17 protein-coding genes are annotated in these 18,672 nt (G+C 50.8%); 6 read left to right on the top strand and 11 right to left on the bottom strand.

The features are described 5' to 3' along the window. Positions 1-5: 5 nt before the first annotated feature. Positions 6-989, top strand: coding sequence for a quinone oxidoreductase (locus J1C60_RS16875; protein WP_128175716.1), 984 nt, complete (start codon positions 6-8; stop codon positions 987-989). 228 nt (positions 990-1,217) lie between these two features. Here the strand turns inward: J1C60_RS16875 and pspG are convergent, their stop codons facing one another. Next, complete coding sequence (gene pspG / locus J1C60_RS16880) at positions 1,218-1,448, bottom strand: envelope stress response protein PspG (RefSeq protein WP_128175718.1); 231 nt, start codon at positions 1,446-1,448, stop codon at positions 1,218-1,220. Positions 1,449-1,616: 168 nt separating this feature from the next. Further along, a complete protein-coding gene (gene dusA / locus J1C60_RS16885) occupies positions 1,617-2,612 on the bottom strand; it encodes a tRNA dihydrouridine(20/20a) synthase DusA (protein ID WP_128175719.1) in 996 nt (331 codons plus the stop codon). Positions 2,613-2,869: 257 nt separating this feature from the next. Between dusA and zur the strand changes: the two genes are divergently transcribed. Then, the gene (zur, locus tag J1C60_RS16890; protein WP_128175721.1) at positions 2,870-3,385 is read left to right on the top strand and encodes a zinc uptake transcriptional repressor Zur; all 516 of its coding nucleotides are present in this window, start codon (positions 2,870-2,872) and stop codon (positions 3,383-3,385) included. Between the two features lie 284 nt (positions 3,386-3,669). Here zur and J1C60_RS16895 read toward each other — a convergent pair whose 3' ends face one another. From J1C60_RS16895 to J1C60_RS16910, 4 genes are all read right to left on the bottom strand, one after another. Further along, on the bottom strand, positions 3,670-3,882 hold the full coding sequence (locus tag J1C60_RS16895; protein WP_128175723.1) for a CsbD family protein: 213 nt from the start codon (positions 3,880-3,882) through the stop codon (positions 3,670-3,672). A gap of 242 nt (positions 3,883-4,124) precedes the next feature. Continuing rightward, on the bottom strand, positions 4,125-5,447 hold the full coding sequence (dinF, locus tag J1C60_RS16900; protein ID WP_128175725.1) for an MATE family efflux transporter DinF: 1,323 nt from the start codon (positions 5,445-5,447) through the stop codon (positions 4,125-4,127). Positions 5,448-5,563: 116 nt separating this feature from the next. Further along, positions 5,564-6,172 carry a transcriptional repressor LexA gene (gene lexA / locus J1C60_RS16905; RefSeq protein WP_128175727.1) on the bottom strand — a complete coding sequence of 203 codons (609 nt, stop codon included), beginning with the start codon at positions 6,170-6,172 and terminating at the stop codon, positions 5,564-5,566. A 106-nt stretch (positions 6,173-6,278) separates the two neighbouring features. Beyond that, entirely contained in the window at positions 6,279-6,647 is a 369-nt protein-coding gene (locus tag J1C60_RS16910) for a diacylglycerol kinase (RefSeq protein WP_128175729.1), read from the bottom strand. A 128-nt stretch (positions 6,648-6,775) separates the two neighbouring features. Between J1C60_RS16910 and plsB the strand changes: the two genes are divergently transcribed. Further along, entirely contained in the window at positions 6,776-9,196 is a 2,421-nt protein-coding gene (plsB, locus tag J1C60_RS16915; RefSeq protein WP_128175787.1) for a glycerol-3-phosphate 1-O-acyltransferase PlsB, read from the top strand. 322 nt (positions 9,197-9,518) lie between these two features. Here the strand turns inward: plsB and ubiA are convergent, their stop codons facing one another. From ubiA to malK, 5 genes are all read right to left on the bottom strand, one after another. Further along, the gene (ubiA, locus tag J1C60_RS16920) at positions 9,519-10,403 is read right to left on the bottom strand and encodes a 4-hydroxybenzoate octaprenyltransferase (RefSeq protein ID WP_128175731.1); all 885 of its coding nucleotides are present in this window, start codon (positions 10,401-10,403) and stop codon (positions 9,519-9,521) included. A gap of 1 nt (position 10,404) precedes the next feature. Beyond that, entirely contained in the window at positions 10,405-10,932 is a 528-nt protein-coding gene (ubiC, locus tag J1C60_RS16925) for a chorismate lyase (protein WP_128175733.1), read from the bottom strand. 166 nt (positions 10,933-11,098) lie between these two features. Beyond that, on the bottom strand, positions 11,099-12,049 hold the full coding sequence (gene malM / locus J1C60_RS16930) for a maltose operon protein MalM (RefSeq protein WP_128175735.1): 951 nt from the start codon (positions 12,047-12,049) through the stop codon (positions 11,099-11,101). 100 nt (positions 12,050-12,149) lie between these two features. Further along, the gene (locus tag J1C60_RS16935) at positions 12,150-13,466 is read right to left on the bottom strand and encodes a maltoporin (RefSeq protein WP_128175788.1); all 1,317 of its coding nucleotides are present in this window, start codon (positions 13,464-13,466) and stop codon (positions 12,150-12,152) included. Between the two features lie 46 nt (positions 13,467-13,512). Beyond that, positions 13,513-14,622, bottom strand: coding sequence for a maltose/maltodextrin ABC transporter ATP-binding protein MalK (gene malK / locus J1C60_RS16940; protein ID WP_128175738.1), 1,110 nt, complete (start codon positions 14,620-14,622; stop codon positions 13,513-13,515). Between the two features lie 337 nt (positions 14,623-14,959). Here malK and malE point away from each other — a divergent pair, with 337 nt between their 5' ends. The 3 genes from malE to malG all read left to right on the top strand — a co-directional run bounded on the left by malE (position 14,960) and on the right by malG (position 18,662). After that, positions 14,960-16,156 carry a maltose/maltodextrin ABC transporter substrate-binding protein MalE gene (gene malE, locus J1C60_RS16945; RefSeq protein WP_128175740.1) on the top strand — a complete coding sequence of 399 codons (1,197 nt, stop codon included), beginning with the start codon at positions 14,960-14,962 and terminating at the stop codon, positions 16,154-16,156. A 63-nt stretch (positions 16,157-16,219) separates the two neighbouring features. Then, positions 16,220-17,755: a maltose ABC transporter permease MalF gene (gene malF, locus J1C60_RS16950; RefSeq protein WP_128175741.1), complete on the top strand. Its 1,536-nt coding sequence runs from the start codon at positions 16,220-16,222 to the stop codon at positions 17,753-17,755. Positions 17,756-17,771: 16 nt separating this feature from the next. Then, positions 17,772-18,662 (top strand): maltose ABC transporter permease MalG, encoded by an 891-nt coding sequence (malG, locus tag J1C60_RS16955; RefSeq protein ID WP_128175743.1) that lies wholly within the window; start codon positions 17,772-17,774, stop codon positions 18,660-18,662. Positions 18,663-18,672: the final 10 nt, after the last annotated feature.

An 18,672-nucleotide genomic window follows, 5' to 3' on the forward strand; every position in this document is an offset into this window, starting at 1 on the left:
TCATCATGACGAAACGTATACAGTTCTCTCAGCACGGCGGTCCGGAGGTATTGCAATGGGTGGATATCGACCTTGACGATCCTGCCGCTCAGGAAGTACAGGTTGAAAATAAGGCAATCGGTATCAACTACATTGATACTTACATCCGCAGCGGGCTTTACTCACCGCCCGGAATGCCTTCAGGACTAGGTACCGAGGCGGCCGGAGTCGTTAAAAAAGTGGGTTCGGCAGTCACCACCGTGAAACCGGGCGATCGCGTTGTTTATGCTCAATCTCCACTTGGTGCCTACAGTGAATTACACAACCTTCACGTTGATAAAGTCGCTTTACTCCCGGATGCCATTTCATTTGAACAAGCTGCTGCCTGCTTTTTAAAGGGGTTGACGGTACATTATCTGCTGCGCCAAACCTATGAAGTTCAACCCAATGAAGTGTTCCTGTTCCATGCGGCGGCGGGTGGTGTGGGATTGATTGCCTGTCAGTGGGCAAAAGCGCTAGGCGCACATTTGATTGGTACTGTCGGATCCGAGGAGAAAGCCACACTAGCAAAAAATGCCGGGGCATGGGCGACGATCAATTATCGGGAAGAAGATATAGTCACCCGAGTCAATGAGCTGACCGGTGGGGAAAAAGTGCGCGTCGTTTACGATTCGGTAGGTAAAGATACCTGGGAAGCCTCGCTGGACAGTCTACAACCGCGTGGGCTGCTGGTAAGTTTTGGCAACGCTTCCGGCCCGGTAACCGGCGTTAACCTGGGCATTCTTAGTCAGAAAGGCTCACTGTACGTTACGCGCCCAACGCTGCATAGTTATGTCACCACGCGTCAGGAACTGGCATTAGCCAGTAGTGAACTGTTTTCACTCATTGCCAGCGGGGTTATCAAAGTCGATGTGCCCGACAATCAAAAGTTCGCGCTCCGCGATGCACAACACGCCCATAAAATGCTGGAGAGTCGTACGACGCAAGGATCAAGCCTGCTGATACCTTAGCGGCTTCATGTAAAAAGGGCTCCCGTGGGAAGCCCTTTTTTTATTATTTTATTGTTCACGCTGGTTGTAGGGTCAGCGGCGATGAATACGTTTGACTCAACTGCATTTATCCTGACATAAAATATAAGTAAAAAGTATGTTTAAATGCGGTAAAGAGCTGAGCAAACAGCCATGCTGTGATCCAGCGCGCATTCCATTTTCACTGCATATCCATAACGCATTGATTTATTAAAACGAAGTCCAGCGTCGATCGCGCGGTTTTGGATTTTTCCATCCGCGGTAAATCCATACCGCTACGATCGCCATAATCAGCCACGGCAACATTTTTACAACAACAGCTAACAGCCCACCGACAATCATAAAGAGGGTGGCAACCATCAGCGCGGCCAGTATGCCAGGCAGGGAAACACCGGTCAGCAGCAACATCAAAAAAAAACCAATCACAAACAGGATGTCCATTTGGCAAGCTCCAGATAACAGAATATGGGATCGCTATTACAAGAAGCATGCCAGCTCACAGTGTGCCTTAATGCATTGGAAAATATATCTTTTTATAAAAGCCGAGAACTCCTGCATGGTGAAACTGACTAAAAAATGGTTAAATATTAACGGCGCCCAGCAGCAACATCAGGCTGTCATCGGGATCTTATCAGCAACCAATGAAAGGGCCTGCTCCACTACGTCAATCCCTGCACCTGGCTTATGGGCGTTTTCACTCAAATGACGTCGCCACTGACGTGCTCCCGGGATCCCCTGGAACAGACCCAGCATATGCCGTGTCACGTGTCCAAGATACGTCCCCTGGGATAGCTCGCGCTCAATATAGGGGTACATCGCTCTGACAACCGCAACGGGATCAATTTCCGGGCGATCGCTCCCAAATAGCTCACGATCAACCTGCATCAAAATAGCGGGATTCTGATAGGCTTCACGCCCCATCATTACGCCATCAAGATACTGCAGGTGGTTTCGTGCTTCACTCAGGGTTTTCACGCCGCCATTAATAGCCAGGGTTAATTGTGGGAAATCACGCTTTAACTGATAGACACGTGGGTAGTCAAGTGGGGGAACCTCGCGGTTCTCCTTCGGGCTTAGACCAGAAAGCCAGGCTTTACGTGCATGAATAATAAAGGTATCGCAGCCCCCTTGATGCGCCACCGTACTAATAAAATCGCATAAAAACGCATAACTATCCTGCTCATCAATACCGATGCGGGTTTTGACCGTAACCGGGATCGCGACTACATCACGCATCGCTTTAATACAATCCGCTACCAGCGCAGCTTCACCCATCAGGCAGGCACCAAACCGGCCATTTTGTACGCGATCTGAAGGGCAACCCACGTTAAGGTTAATTTCGCTGTAACCACGCGCTTCTGCCAGCTTCGCACACTGGGCTAACGCGGCAGGGTCGCTACCACCAAGCTGTAGCGCCACCGGCTGCTCCTCTTCATTCCAGGCAAGATAGTCGCCCTTGCCATGGATGATCGCGCCGGTTGTCACCATTTCGGTATAAAGCAACGCCTGTTGTGTCAGCTGACGATGAAAATAACGGCAGTGGCGATCTGTCCAGTCAAGCATGGGAGCGATGGAAAAGCGGTTTGCAGGGGGATTATGGGTCATGAAGAAAGATAACTCTGTGGAGGTTAATAAATGACGATTATGTGTGCAAGGATATCACAGAATTAGCCAAGGTGCGGATCGCACGCCTCAGTACCCTGCAGAAATTAAGTCGCATCTGAGTGATTGGGCCGATGTAGGGTATTACCAACGAGCGAACAGGATCACGGCGAGTTGACTGTATGAGCGCATCCTGTAGCATTCGGTGTTTTTTTGCGTACGTGATAAGATAACATCTCATTTCGGCGCGGAGATCTTTTATGAGTCCTATTCTTCCTGAACAGATCCTGTCACAGGCTGAGAAACTCTGTCAGCAACGTAATGTGCGTCTGACACCACAGCGCCTGGAAGTCCTACGATTAATGAGCGAACAAAATGGAGCTATCAGCGCTTATGACCTCCTCGATTTGCTGCGCGTTTCAGAACCTCAAGCCAAGCCACCTACCGTCTATCGCGCACTTGATTTCCTTCTGGAACAAGGATTTATTCACCGCGTTGAATCGAATAATAGCTATGTAGTTTGTCACCATGTCGAGGAACCCCGGCATACTTCAGCCATGTTAATATGCGACCGATGTGGTTCAGTTGATGAAAGGCATGCTCAGGGCGTTGAAGATATCTTACAAATACTGTCACATCAGTCCGGTTTTAACCTGAGACACAGTATTATCGAAGCTCACGGGCTATGTGCCGGCTGCGTTGAAGTTGAGTCTTGCGCTCAGCAAGATAATTGTCAGCACGATCATAGTTTAGTGAGCAAAAAACGCGGTCGCTAGCCACTATCGGCATCGGCGTCGATCCCACATTGTGGGGGGGAGCGTAGGGGTACATTTAGCGAATAAAGCGTAAGTAAGGGAGAAATGACTCTTCGCCAGAGAAGTAGAAGAAATATTAAACGGCACCTCCGTGTGCCTGGGTAGGAGCATCGTCCTGAAAGGCTTAAACAGCGCTATATACAGCCACGACGTAACGTCCTGAGGCTTACGCTGTTCTCTATAGAGCCAATGACGCCGAGACGGATAAAAAACGCTGCCGCGTCAAATACAACAGGCATATGCGTCTACCAGCGATAGTCTTTATTGGTTGTTTCCCAATCGTTGACCTCTTTCTCCGCTTCATCCTTCGCATATCCGTATCGTTCCTGAATTTTTCCGACAAGTTGATCGCGTTTACCTTCGATAACGGTCATATCATCATCGGTCAACTTGCCCCATTTCTCTTTCACTTTACCTTTAAACTGTTTCCAGTTACCGCCGGCTTCGTCTCTATTCATGTTCAATTCCTCTACCTTAGGTGATAACAGCTTCTGGTGTTACATATCAGAGAACGCTTTTCCGTTGGAGGAAAACGCTGTCTACTTGCTGATTACAGTTTTAATTGTAGTTCATATTATTGCAATGAGACGAAAAGGCAGATAAAAATCCCAAAATAGAAACTAAAAATAAGCACAACATCCTGAATGCATTAGCAATATTCGAACCCATCATCAACGGATGGAAAACAGCATTACGTCTATCAGCTGGGGAACCAACTCCCTTTTTTCCAATGCTGGTGCCAGATCCACCAAAGTGTTATCCCCCGAAGCATCAAAAACACCATCACCGCCAGCCACAACCCATGATTCCCAAGCCACGGCAATGTCAGCAGCGTCAGGCCATAACCCAATGCCGCAACCGCCATGCCATTACGCATATCACTACCACGCGTCGCGCCGATAAACATGCCATCCAGTAGATAGCACCAGACACCAATCAACGGTAAAACCACCTGCCAAATCAGATAGTGCCCAGCCAGCTCGCGCAACGACGGCAATGATGTCAGCATCGAAACGATCCACTCCCCGATCAGGGCGTAGACCAGTGAAAAAAAGAGGGCAACTAATCCCGCTTGCCGACAAGAGGCATGCCATACTTTGAGCAACTTACTGCCATCACGGGCACCATATGCTTCCCCTGAATAGGCCTCCACCGCATAGGCAAATCCGTCGAGAGCATAGGCGGTAAAGGTGAGGAACATCAATAAGACCGCATTCACCGCAACGGTATCGCTCCCCAAACGTGCACCCAAAATAGTCAGTGAAGCAAAACAGAGTTGTAACAGCAAAGATCGCAACATGATGTCGCGATTCAGGCGCAGCAGGCGAGAAAAATCGCCACGCCAGCTGCGGCACAGTAGCGACAGTGAAATACCTCGCAGTTTGAGCACGCGCCAAATCATCAATAACCCGACCACTAAAGCGGCATACTCGGCGATAGCCGTTGCAGCAGCAGCGCCTGCCACCCCCCACTTCAGCCCGATTACAAACCACAAATCGAGAAGAATATTGACCAGATTGCCGACCACCAACAATACCACCGGCGCACGCGCATACTGCACCCCCAGCAACCAACCCAGTATCACAAGATTCGCCAGCGTTGCCGGTGCGCTTAGCCACCTTATCGACATAAACTGATGAGCCTGGTAGAGCACTTCACCGTTACCACCCACGATACGGATCGCCAGATGACTTAAGGGCTCTTTACACAGGACAAAAAATGCCCCGGCAACCAGTGCGATGAATAAAGGTTGCATCAGCGCACGTGCCAGCGCGGGTTTATTGCCCACACCAAATGCCTGCGCGGTTAATCCTGTCGTGCTCATTCGCAGGAATAACAGCAGCATAAACAGAAAGCTGGTGGCGGTCGTACCAATAGCCACACCGCCAAGATACGCGGGGCTATCAAGATGACCAATAACGGCGGTATCAACCAGGCCCAATAATGGCACAGAGATATTTGACAGGATCATCGGTAGTGCAAGACGCCACAGATTTTTATCAGCTACGGAAAAGAGTCGCATAAGCATTCAGAACGCGAAATGCCCTTTTATTGGAGGATGCGTGAACGGATGCAACGGATACAAAAACATCCACTCAAACGCACGCCGATACCATCAGCGTGCAAGCTGCACTACTTTTATAACCAGTTACCGTTACGAATTACCCCAACAGCCAAACCTTCAATGGTCAGAGATTGCTGACGCAAGTCGACAACAATTGGTTGAAACTCACTATTCTCTGGCAAAAGCTGAACCGTATTTCCTTGTTTTTTCAATCGCTTAACGGTAACTTCATCATCAATACGCGCAACCACAATCTGTCCGTTATGCACGTCCTGCGTTTTATGCACCGCAAGTAAATCGCCGTCCATGATACCAATATCTTTCATGGACATACCGCTAACACGCAGCAGAAAATCAGCATGCGGTTTAAATAAACCAGCATCCACCTGGAAGTGGCATTCAATATGCTCCTGCGCCAAAAGCGGTTCGCCCGCGGCCACCCGACCAATGAGTGGCAGACCCGTTTCGTCTTCCATCATCAAACGAATACCGCGTGAAGCACCGGAAACAATTTCAATTACGCCTTTGCGTGCCAGCGCCTTCAGGTGTTCTTCCGCAGCATTAGGGGAACGGAAACCCAGTTGCGCAGCAATTTCCGCACGCGTAGGCGGCATACCAGTCTGATTAATGTGATCACGAATCAGATCGTAAACCTGTTGCTGCCTTGCTGTTAGTGCTTTCATTCCGCCCCCTGGTTGTTTATACAGTCGCTGTGAGTATATACAGGTATTTGTGGCTTGAAAACCTAAATGAGTCAAAAAAACAGCGATTTGTGGAATTTTGAGCAGGCTATCGTAAAAGTGGCCACAGCAACATTATCCAGACGAAGAGGGCAAGCAGAATGCTTAACAGGACCGCAGCAGAGCCCATATCCTTTGCCCGGCCGGAGAGAGGATGGAAATCACTACCAACGCGGTCAACAATCGCCTCAATGGCACTATTCAGAATCTCCACGATCACAACCAGCAGCACGGAACCAATTAATAACACGCGAGTTACGGCATCAACCTCGAGCCAGCAAGCAATCACAATCGCGATTAGCGCCGCTATCGACTCCTGTCGAAACGCGGCTTCATGCTGCCATGCTGCGCGCAATCCTTGCCAGGAATAACCCGCTGCTTTGATGATACGAGTCAAACCCGTTACGTTATTTGCCATATTAATTGAACCCTTTGAGATGTTTAACGTCAATTTGGGGATGATGCGCAAATTGCAATGCCACAGATCTTGGTGGCACTTTCTGGTATGCTTGCCGCGCTTTGCTAACAAGAGGCTTCATGTTATCTATGTCAGGTTGGCGTAATTTCTATTATAAGTTACTGAATTTACCGCTCTCATTTTTGGTGAAGAGCAAGGCTATTCCGGCCGATCCGGTAGCTGAACTGGGGCTCGATACCTCGCACCCTATTATGTATGTGTTGCCTTATGATTCAAAGGCCGATCTCCTTGCACTGCGAGCGCAGTGCCGTATCCATAATCTGCCCGATCCACTGGAACCGCTGGAGATAGATGGGACGGAATTGCCGCGTCATGTCTTTATTCATGAAGGCCCACGCGTGTTCCCCTACTTTGTACCTAATCTGGAATCGGTAAAGCTTTTCCATGAGTATCTGGATCTGCATCGAAGCAATCCCGATCTTGACGTACAGATGGTGCCGGTTTCAGTGATGTTTGGCCGTGCGCCTGGCCGCGAAGTACAGGGCGAACAAACACCGCACTTGCGCGTATTAAATGGCGTGCAAAAATTCTTTGCCGTGCTGTGGCTTGGGCGAGACAGTTTCGTTCGCTTCTCTCCAATGGTTTCCTTGCGCTATATGGCAACGGAACATGGTACCGACAAGACGATCGCGCAAAAGCTGGCACGCGTCGCGCGGATGCACTTTGCCCGGCAGCGTCTGGCGGCCGTAGGTCCGCGTTTGCCGGTGCGCGAGGAGTTATTTAAGCGCTTGCTAAAATCGAAAGCTATTGCTAAAGCGGTAGAGGATGAAGCACGCAGTAAAAAAATACCCCACGAAAAGGCGCAACAAAATGCTATTGAGCTGATGGAAGAGATCGCAGCTGATTTCTCCCATGAAACAGTTCGACTGACCGCTCGTGTTATGGATTGGACATGGAGCAAACTGTATCAGGGCATTAATGTTAATGGTGGCGAGCGGGTACGCCAACTGGCGCAGGATGGACATGAAATCGTCTATGTGCCCTGCCACCGCAGCCACATGGATTACCTGTTGCTCTCCTATGTGCTTTATCATCAGGGGCTGGTTCCCCCTCATATCGCTGCCGGTATTAATCTGAATTTCTGGCCAGCCGGACCGATTTTCCGGCGTTTAGGTGCCTTTTTTATCCGCCGTACTTTTAAAGGTAACAAGCTCTACTCCACGGTATTTCGTGAATACCTTGGCGAGCTATTTGCCCGTGGTTATTCGGTGGAATACTTCGTGGAAGGCGGACGTTCACGTACCGGACGCCTGCTCGCACCTAAAACCGGCACGCTGTCGATGACGATTCAGGCGATGCTGCGCGGCGGCAACCGGCCGATCACGCTGGTACCGATTTACATCGGCTATGAGCACGTCATGGAGGTCGGCACCTACGCCAAAGAGTTGCGTGGCGCGACAAAAGAAAAAGAAAGCTTTATGCAGATGGTTCGGGGGTTGCGTAAGTTGCGTAATCTGGGCCAGGGTTACGTTAACTTCGGTGAACCACTCCCACTGGTTAACTATCTCAACAAACATGTGCCCGAGTGGCGTGACGCCATCGATCCGATTGAAGCTCAGCGTCCCGGCTGGCTAATCCCTGCGGTAAACGATATCGCACAGCGGGTGATGGTCAGTATTAACAATGCTGGTGCTGCAAATGCAATGAATTTATGCGTCACGGCCCTACTGGCCTCACGTCAACGTTCATTGACGCGCGACCAATTGACCGAACAGCTAGACTGTTATATTCAGTTATTGCGCAATGTTCCCTACTCTCCAGATGCAACCGTCCCCGACCTGAGCGCAGAAGCGCTGCTGGATAGCGCATTGGGTATGAACAAGTTTGAAACCGAACAGGATAATATTGGCGATATCATCATTCTGCCCCGCGAACAGGCGGTGCTAATGACCTACTACCGCAATAATGTTCATCATATGCTGGTGGTGCCCGCATTGCTTGCCGCGATTGTGCAACAGCACCGTGAGATTTCACATGCTGAGCTATTGCGTCAGGTTAGCGTGATTTATCCGATGCTGAAAAGTGAGCTATTCCTGCGCTGGGACAAAGAAGAGATCCCACAGGTTCTGGATGCTCTCACCGCCGAACTCGCTCGTCAGGGATTGATTATTGCTGATGAGGCCGTAGTGCGTTTAAATCCTGTCCGCTTTCGTTCTCTGCAATTACTGGCTGCTGGTGTACGTGAAACGCTGCAGCGCTATGCCATCACGTTTTCGATTCTCAGCGCCAATCCTGCAATCAATCGCGGTTCACTGGAAAAAGAGAGTCGTACGATGGCACAACGCCTTTCCGTGCTACATGGTATCAATGCGCCCGAGTTTTTTGATAAAGCCGTCTTTTCATCACTGGTATTAACACTACGTGATGAAGGTTATATCAGTGATACCGGAAACGCACTGCCAGAACAGACACAAAAAGTATACCGGCTGCTGGCAGACCTGATCACTCAGGACGTGCGTCTGACCATAGAGAGTGCGGTTGCACCTTAAGGCGCGCGGCGCGCATCCCCGGAAGCTCATTGCATAAGTGACCGGGGAGTCGTAGCAACCAGACGGCTTCTGATTCAGCAAAAATTTCGCTCACCAGCGAACTGGTGACAAAACACAGGGAGTGTTTTGAACAGCACTTGTGCGGGTCCCGAAGGGGTAAGCCCCAGGGATGGGGCTGATAATCGCGAAAGGTGCGTTCGGAAAACAGCATTTGTGAAGGGAGCTGCGAAGCGGGCAAGAAGGCTGTCGAAAAGCGCGGGGGCTGGGCCAGCGCTTTCCTGTCCTGCAGGGTTACCCGAAGGATGAACGGAACCGCCCCTGACTAAAACATCGTCGCAAAAGGCGCGGTATTTAATGCCACGCCAATAAATAACACTAACCCAACGTAATTATTATTTAAAAAAGCCTGAAAGCAGCGCTCACGCTGGCGGCCTGCAATCAGTTTTTGCTGATGGACGAACAGGGCCCCCGCCAACAATAACGACCAGTAAAATGCACCGTTAAGCTGCAATTCCCCCCCCACCGCCATCATGAATACCAGCGCAGCCAGTTGCAACATGCCAACGATCAGCTTATCGAAACGGCCAAAAAGAATCGCGGTTGATTTTACCCCGATCTTCAAATCATCATCCCGATCTACCATGGCGTACAATGTGTCATACGCCACAGTCCAACAGATATTCGCGAAGAACAACAGCCAGCAGGCCAGAGGAACGCTCTCGCTCACCGCCGCCCACGCCATTGGGATCGCCCACCCAAAAGCCGCCCCCAATACCACCTGCGGTAAATGGGTAAACCGTTTCATGAAGGGATAAATCCACGCCAGTGCTAATCCCACCAGCGATAACCAAATAGTCATGCTATTCAGCGTTAACACTAAGGCAAACGAAATCAGCGCCAGCGCTACAAATAACAGCTTCGCTTCTTTCTCACTCACTCTTCCGCTCGGTAAAGGGCGTTCCGCGGTGCGTTTTACGTGCCCATCAATTTTACGATCGGCAAAGTCATTGATGACACACCCCGCCGCTCGCATAAAAAAAACGCCCAGCACGAACACCACCAGCACGCTTAAGGAAGGAACAGACATCCCTGCAAGCCACAATGCCCATAATGTCGGCCACAGCAGCAGCAAAGAACCAATAGGCTTATCAATGCGCATCAGGCGGCTGTAGGCCTGAAGCTTATTAAGTTGCAGACTTTTTTCCACGTTAGTGAGTTCCTTCAGCGGTCACACTTAAATAAAGCGGTGCCGCAGGCAAAAACAGTTCAGTAAGCAATAAAGGCTTGCCTGACAGACGCAGCCGGGAACGCCGTCCCCATAACGATTCTATCGTGCCGGGCTCAATAAAATCACGCGTCAGCGTCGATGATGCAAAAAGATAGCGCCCAAGCGGACGAGTGCCGAGGTCTTGTAGCATCGCTTCAGGGCCAATAAGGGTGGATTCAGGCACAATCGTGCGCCCTGCCAGCCAGGGAACGCCATCGCCAAATAGCAGAATTTCTCGCAGCCAATAACGTTGTTCAAACGGTAACAGCGCCGCTTCAGCACCAACCTCTTCTGCGCTGATAAAACCTTCTTGCAGGGGCTCAACAGTTACTTTTTGACAATGGCGCTCAAAGCGCTTCGTCATGGAATCTTCTTCCATTAACCAATCCAGCAACGGAGCAGTAAGCAAAGGTGACGAAGCGGGAAGCCATTCGATCGCGCGCAGCAGTTTAAGCGCGTTATCCGACATACGGCATCTCCGGGTTGAAAATCAGAGGCAATAGTGTAGCGCAGACCATCGGCGAGAACACGCCACACGGGAGGGAATAAGCTAAATTCTGCCCGTCGCACAAGGTAAAAAAGGTGCGTCTGAGACGCACCAATCGTCGAGCAACATCAGCAATATGGGGATAACATCATCCCTTGCCTTTCACACTGCTGATAAAGGTTGCGCGTGCTGATGTAGAGCCAAGACGTTCAGCTTCATTCATTAGCTTCAGCGCTTTATCGATATCGCCCGCTTTTACAGCCTGCTTGATACCGTTATTAAAGTAGCTTTCAGTGTCATTGAGCATCGGTTCTGCTTTTGCTGCCGGTGCGACAGGTGTGGCAGGTGCGGAAGCTGGCGACGTCACAGGGGCGCTAACCATCGCACCACTTGTGGCTGCGCTACCAACGACAACCGGTTTCGGATCGGATGAGCCAAAAATTTTACCAATCATGATATTGCCGCTGTTCTGTTCTGACTTAATCTTCAGAGAGAGGCTACCGGTTGAAACATGCTGTACCACTGGATCGGGTACATCAGGAATCGCATTGTTAGCGCCCTCGGCGTACAGCTTGGCCGGATTAATCATGTGCGAAGTTTGGGCCAGGTCGCGTTTAGTGGTGTAAATCAGCAAGTAGATCTGTTTTTGACCCAATACTGGCGTCAGTTTCATGGTACCTTCCAGCCGGTTTCCCGCCATGACGCCAGGCTTTTGGTAAGGGAAATAACTGCTGGGGAAAAAGGCGGCGGGCTGTAACTGGTTATCTAATACCAACACGTTCGGCGCATAAACACGCTTGTTTTTCATAATACTGGAAAGCGTAATCTCCAAAGATCCCTGATCCGCAGGCAGCGTAATTGCTGCCACACTTCCGGTAACGTCGCCCTGTTCAAGGCTTGCGGAAGAGGCCGTCAGTTCAATGTCCTGCGACACAGGCGGTGCCAGTGGCAGCCAGGAAAGCTGCTGAAGCTTGTCAGAGGAGAGTGTGGGTGCAGTGGCGATATCTTGTGGATTAACCCCCTGACTGGCAGCTATCGCAGGCAGTACGGTAAAACTCAGCGCCGGGAACAAGCAGAGTGCAAGCAGATGTTTTTTCATTTTTATTTCCTTAGAAGATCGAGCGCTATCCGCAGGCAATGGGATAGCGTCGCAAGAGCGTGTGGCTAACGGGCGCCAGGCGCCCGTTTATAGCAAGTTCTTACCACCAGGCTTCCATCTGCACACCGAAGGAGATTTCGTCATCATCGCCACGGCTGAAGGTATGGAGGCCACTGTCAGAGTAAGCCACACCTGGGGTGAAGCCCGCTACATTGTTACGGTCGCCATCGGTTGATGAGGCATAACCCCATTTTTCATCCCATTTGGCATAGGTCGCGAATACGCGAATTGCCGGGCGAGACCAGATACTGTTGCCCGCCTGCCACTGCTGGGCCAGCGTCACTTTGTACTGGCTGTTACGATCGCCAGTATTCTGTGATTTAACGTTGTCGTAGCCCACTTCCAGCAGGGTACTCATGATCGGTGTCCATTTGAACATCGGACGCACACCCGCGGTATACCAAGTGGTACCGTTGCCATTATCACGGTCAACGTCCTGGTACATACCCACATACATCAGGCTCCAGGTGTCGTTGAAGTCAATCGCACCGTGATCGATTACACGAACCATGTGCCCATCAGCATTTTCCGCAGTACGCGGACGTCCAGTTGTTTGCGTCATTGCATCTGTCGCATACTGCACAACAAATTTGTTCAGACTGTCATTAGGCCCAAAGGTCTGGGTATGCTCAATGGTGCCCATCCAGCCATCTTTGGTTGCATCTTCGACAACCGGGTGGAAACCTTTAGTATCGTTGGCGCTACCGTAGTCGAAGCCCACTTCCAGCGAACCGCCAGGGTTGATTTCCATACCGCCAAGACGCACGTCAAAAATATCGTTGGCACGATTTTTTTGCGTTCCGGTGGTACTACCGTTAATAAAGGCCTCAGATCCACCCGCTTCGCTGTTACGCGTCGCGGCCAACGATAATTTACCAAAACCCAGATCGATATCTTCAATACCACCGCCAGGACCTGAAACGTCCCAGTAGTAGAAGTCGATCATGTGCACATCATGACGCTTGTAGTAACGCTTACCGGCCCAAATGTTGGCACCCGGCAGCGCATCAAACAGGTTTTTACCGACAACGTTCATCTGACGAACGCTTGGCGAAGTTTGTTCATCATCATTGAGCTGTGATACTGCATAACCGATCATGCTATCAACGTAGAAGCTCTTTTCACCCTCTTTCCACACTTCCTGACCTAACTGAATTTCAGCGTAGGTTTCACATTCGTTACCCAAACGGTACTTACTGTTCGCACCGGTCGCCTGGAAGCACTGCTGCTCACCGCCGCTGCCTGTCCAGCCAATACCTGAACGAGCATAACCTTTGAAATCTACCGCACCCGCCTGGGTAGAGATCACCGCTGCAGCCACTGCCACGGCCAGAGGATATTTACGCAACATTATCATCATTCTTCTTCTCCAGTTTTCATTGTTATTGCTATTACTGTCGTGCTTAAACACCCGGCTCGATATGCAGCCGGCGACAGGCGCGACCATCCTCACGGAAGAGATGGCAACGTTGTGGCGGCAGGCCGATGGCGTAATGGGCACCTTCTTCTACCAACACCACGTCGTTCTGGCGGTAGACCAGGTTTTGACGCAACGCCGGAATTTGAATATGGATTTGCGTTTCGTGACCTAACTGTTCAACAACCTGCACCACTCCGGAAAGCGTGACGTCAGCAACATCGCTGGGCAGTAAATGCTCAGGACGAATACCCAGCGACATATTGGCGCCGATTGACACGTCGGTACTGTCTACGGGCAGCCAAATCTGCTGCCGGTTTGGGAGTTCAACCTGTACCTGATCAATGGCAGTTGCCGTCACTTTGACCGGCAGGAAATTCATTTTCGGTGAGCCGATGAAACCGGCAACAAAACGATTCGCCGGATAGTGGTAAAGCGCCAGCGGTTTACCAATCTGGGCGATACGCCCGGCATCCAACACCACAATTTTGTCGGCCAGCGTCATCGCTTCAACCTGATCGTGCGTGACATAAATCATGGTGCGCTGCAGGCGCTTGTGCAGACGCGAAATCTCAATGCGCATCTGCACACGCAGTGCGGCATCCAGGTTGGATAACGGTTCATCCAGCAAAAATACCTGTGGCTCCGCGACCAACGTCCGACCAATAGCAACGCGCTGACGCTGTCCGCCGGAAAGCGCCTTCGGTTGACGCTCCAGCAGATGCGCCAGCTGTAATACTTCCGCAACCTGAGTAACCCGCTGCTGAATCTCAGCTTTCGGGATCCCCGCCAGTTTCAGGCCAAATGACATATTCTCGGCCACCGAAAGATGGGGATAAAGTGCATAAGACTGGAACACCATGCCTACGCCTCGTCCGGCAGGTGGCACATCATTCATCCGCTGATTGCCGATCAAAAGTTCACCAGAGGTAATCTCTTCCAGTCCTGCAATCATGCGTAACAGGGTCGATTTACCGCAGCCGGATGGTCCGACAAACACGACGAATTCTCCTTCGGCGATAGCCAGATCGATATCTTTCGATACCACAACATCACCCCAGGCTTTGGTGACATTATTAAGCACCACGCTCGCCATCCGTCTCTCCCAATTCGTACCGCTATCGAATGGCTGGGAGTGTGAAGGATGTAACAAAGAGTTAAATCCTCCGCCTGGGACTTTTTTATGGGGGAGGAGAAAGGAGGATGAGTAAATGAGTCGGGGGCGCACTCGGGAGAGGCACCAGCGATTTTCGTGATCCTGTTGGCATAATTTAGGGCGTTTTTTTGTGGCTGATGGCACAGAAACAAGGCAAAAGACAGCTCCGGTCACACTTTCACTGACCAGGGCGTAGAACGAGGGATGATGAGGGGTTAAGCGCTTATCCGCAGACTGCTGGCGATAAGACAACCGCTCATCTTTAGAGGAAAGGGAAATGTCAAAGTTCAAACTGAATTCGAAAACGCTGTTGTTATGTACGTTAACCACTGCCCTGCTGCCGGGTGCAGCGCTGGCAAAAATTGAAGAGGGCAAGCTGGTTATCTGGATCAACGGCGATAAAGGCTACAACGGGTTGGCTGAAGTCGGTAAGAAATTTGAACAAGATACCGGCATCAAAGTGACGGTTGAGCATCCGGATAAACTGGAAGAAAAATATCCGCAGGTCGCCGCAACCGGTGATGGCCCTGATATTATTTTCTGGGCACACGATCGTTTCGGTGGCTATGCTCAGTCAGGCCTATTAGCTGAAGTCGCACCGGATAAAGCCCTGCAGGACAAAATCTATCCCTTTACCTGGGATGCAGTACGTTATAACGGGAAACTGATTGGTTACCCGGTCGCCGTCGAGTCTCTGTCACTGATTTATAATAAAGATCTGCTGCCAAACCCGCCGAAAACCTGGGAAGAGATCCCTGCACTGGATAAAACGCTGCGCGCAAAGGGCAAAAGTGCCCTCATGTTTAACCTTCAGGAACCCTATTTCACCTGGCCAATTACCGCGGCAGATGGCGGTTATGCATTCAAAAAACAGGCTGATGGCAGCTATAACATCAAAGATGTTGGCGTGGCAAATCAGGGATCGCAGACAGGCTTACAGTTCATTGTCGATATGGTGAAAAACAAACAGCTGAATGCCGATACTGACTATGCGATCGCCGAAGCCGCCTTTAATAAAGGCGAAACGGCCATGACCATCAATGGTCCATGGGCGTGGGGCAATATCGACGCGGCAAAAATCAACTACGGGGTAACCTCACTGCCAAGCTTTAAGGGTAAGCCGTCGAAACCTTTTGTCGGTGTGCTAAGTGCGGGGATCAACGCGGCTAGCCCGAATAAGGAGCTGGCGAAAGAGTTCATCGAAAACTACCTCCTCACCGATGATGGTCTGGCAAAAGTGAATGCCGATAAACCGCTGGGTGCCGTTGCGCTAAAGTCTTATCAAGAGACGCTCGCTAAAGATCCCAAAATTTCTGCCACCATGAGCAACTCTCAACAGGGTGAAGTGATGCCAAATGTCGCTCAGATGAGTGCCTTTTGGTATGCCGAGCGTACCGCAGTGTTAAATGCAATTAATGGCCGTCAGACCGTTGATGCCGCGTTGAAGGATGCTGAAAAGCGTATTGTCAAATAAGTCATTGCTCATTTTCCAACGGGCGACGTTAACGTCGCCCACACGAAGCAAAAGGAACGTTTGATGGCAAAATCTGCATGGTGGCAGCATGACGCCCTGAAGTGGCTGGTTCTTGCCCTGGTTGCCCTGTTTACGGGCTATTTGGTCGTCCTGATGTACATTCAGGGCGAATACTTGTTCGCTATTTTGACGCTGGTCCTGATGAGTGCCGGGCTGGTGATCTTCACGCAACGCCGCACACTGGCCTGGCGCTATGTCTATCCCGGTATTGCCGGTATGGCGCTGTTTGTCCTGTTCCCACTCGCCTGCACAATTGCGATCGCTTTTACCAATTACAGCAGCACCAACCAACTGACCTTTGAACGTGCTCAGCAGGTTCTGATGGATCGACAGTATCAGGCAGGTGACGGTTACACTTTCGCCCTCTATCCACATGATGAACAGTGGGTTTTAGCACTAAGCAAGGCAGATAATACACAATTTGTTTCGCAGCCGTTTTCGTTGAACGCTCCAAATGCACAGACCCTGACATTGTCACAAGCCTCTGCTATGCCCGCGGGAGAACGAGCCATGCTGCGGGTGGTGACGCAGAATCGCCAGGCGCTGGCTCAACTTACAGCTGTAATGCCGGACGGCAGCAAACTACGTATGAGTTCATTACGCCAGTTCTCCGGTACTCAGCCACTATATACATTAGGAGCGAACGGCACGCTGAGCGATAAACAGACCGGCGTAATGTGGTGGCCAAACGACGATACCGGGTTCTATCAAACGAAAGATGCGGAGCAGCATTGGACCACGGAAAAACTGAGTCCCGGCTATACCGTCACCGTCGGCTGGAAAAACTTCCTGCGTGTAATGAACGATCAGGGCATCCAGAAGCCCTTTATCAATATCTTTATCTGGACTGTCATCTTCTCTGCCGTTACCGTCCTGTTGACGGTGGCCGTTGGTATGGTGCTGGCCTGCCTCATTCAGTGGGAATCCCTGCGTGGACGCGCGGTTTATCGGCTACTTCTCATTTTGCCTTATGCCGTTCCGGCCTTTATTTCAATATTGATTTTCAAAGGCTTATTTAATCAAAGCTTCGGTGAAATTAACCTGATGCTCGGTAGCCTGTTCGGGATTAAACCGGCGTGGTTTAGCGATCCGACGATGGCACGCACAATGCTTATTATCGTCAATACCTGGCTGGGTTACCCCTATATGATGATTCTGTGCATGGGCCTGCTCAAAGCGATTCCTGACGATCTGTATGAGGCATCAGCCATGGATGGCGCGACGCCGTTTCAAAACTTCTTCCGTATTACGCTACCGCTGCTGATCAAACCGCTAACACCGCTGATGATCGCGAGCTTTGCATTTAATTTTAATAATTTCGTGCTGATACAGCTGTTAACCAATGGCGGGCCAGATCGGCTGGGAACAACGACGCCGGCAGGCTATACCGATTTACTGGTGAGCTACACATGGCGCATCGCCTTTGAGGGCGGCGGCGGTCAGGACTTTGGCTTGGCGGCAGCAATCGCGACGCTGATTTTCCTGTTGGTGGGGGCGCTGGCTATCCTCAATTTGAAAGCCACACGCATGAAGATTTAGTAAAGGAGCGTCATATATGGCTATCGTACAACCAAAATCACAAAAGCTGCGTCTGGCGATCACGCATTTGCTGCTGTTGGGATTTATTGCACTGATAATGTATCCACTACTGATGGTGGTGGCCATTTCTTTGCGTCCCGGTAACTACTCCATCGGTAGCCTGTTTCCGGAGCAAATTTCATGGGATCACTGGCGCCTGGCTCTGGGTTTCCCGGTACAAAATGAAAACGGCAGCGTCACGCCGCCACCGTTTCCGGTACTATTGTGGCTATGGAATTCGGTAAAAGTGGCCGCCATTACCGCTATTGGTATCGTTGCGCTTTCCACCACTTGCGCCTATGCCTTTGCCCGCATGCGCTTTCGCGGGAAGGCCAGTTTATTGAAAGCCATGTTAATTTTTCAGATGTTCCCGGCGGTGCTTTCGCTGGTCGCTCTTTACGCATTGTTCGACCGGTTGGGCCAGTACATTCCGTTTATCGGCTTAAATACGCATGCAGGGCTGATCTTTGCCTATCTGGGCGGCATCGCCCTGCATGTCTGGACCATTAAAGGATATTTTGAAACCATCGATGGCTCGCTTGAAGAAGCGGCTGCGCTTGATGGTGCCACGCCCTGGCAGGCCTTCCGACTGATCCTGCTGCCGCTATCGGTGCCTATCCTGGCCGTGGTATTTATTCTGTCGTTTATCGCTGCCATTACGGAAGTCCCCGTAGCCTCGCTGCTGCTACGCGACGTAAACAGCTATACGCTGGCCGTTGGTATGCAACAGTATCTGAATCCTCAGAACTATTTATGGGGCGATTTCGCCGCCGCTGCCGTACTTTCTGCCTTACCCATTACCCTTGTTTTTTTGCTGGCACAACGCTGGCTGGTTAATGGTTTAACGGCGGGAGGCGTCAAAGGCTAAGGTTTCATTG

Origin of the sequence: [Pantoea] beijingensis (assembly GCF_022647505.1) — a bacterium.
Classification (GTDB): Bacteria; Pseudomonadota; Gammaproteobacteria; order Enterobacterales; family Enterobacteriaceae; genus Erwinia; species Erwinia beijingensis.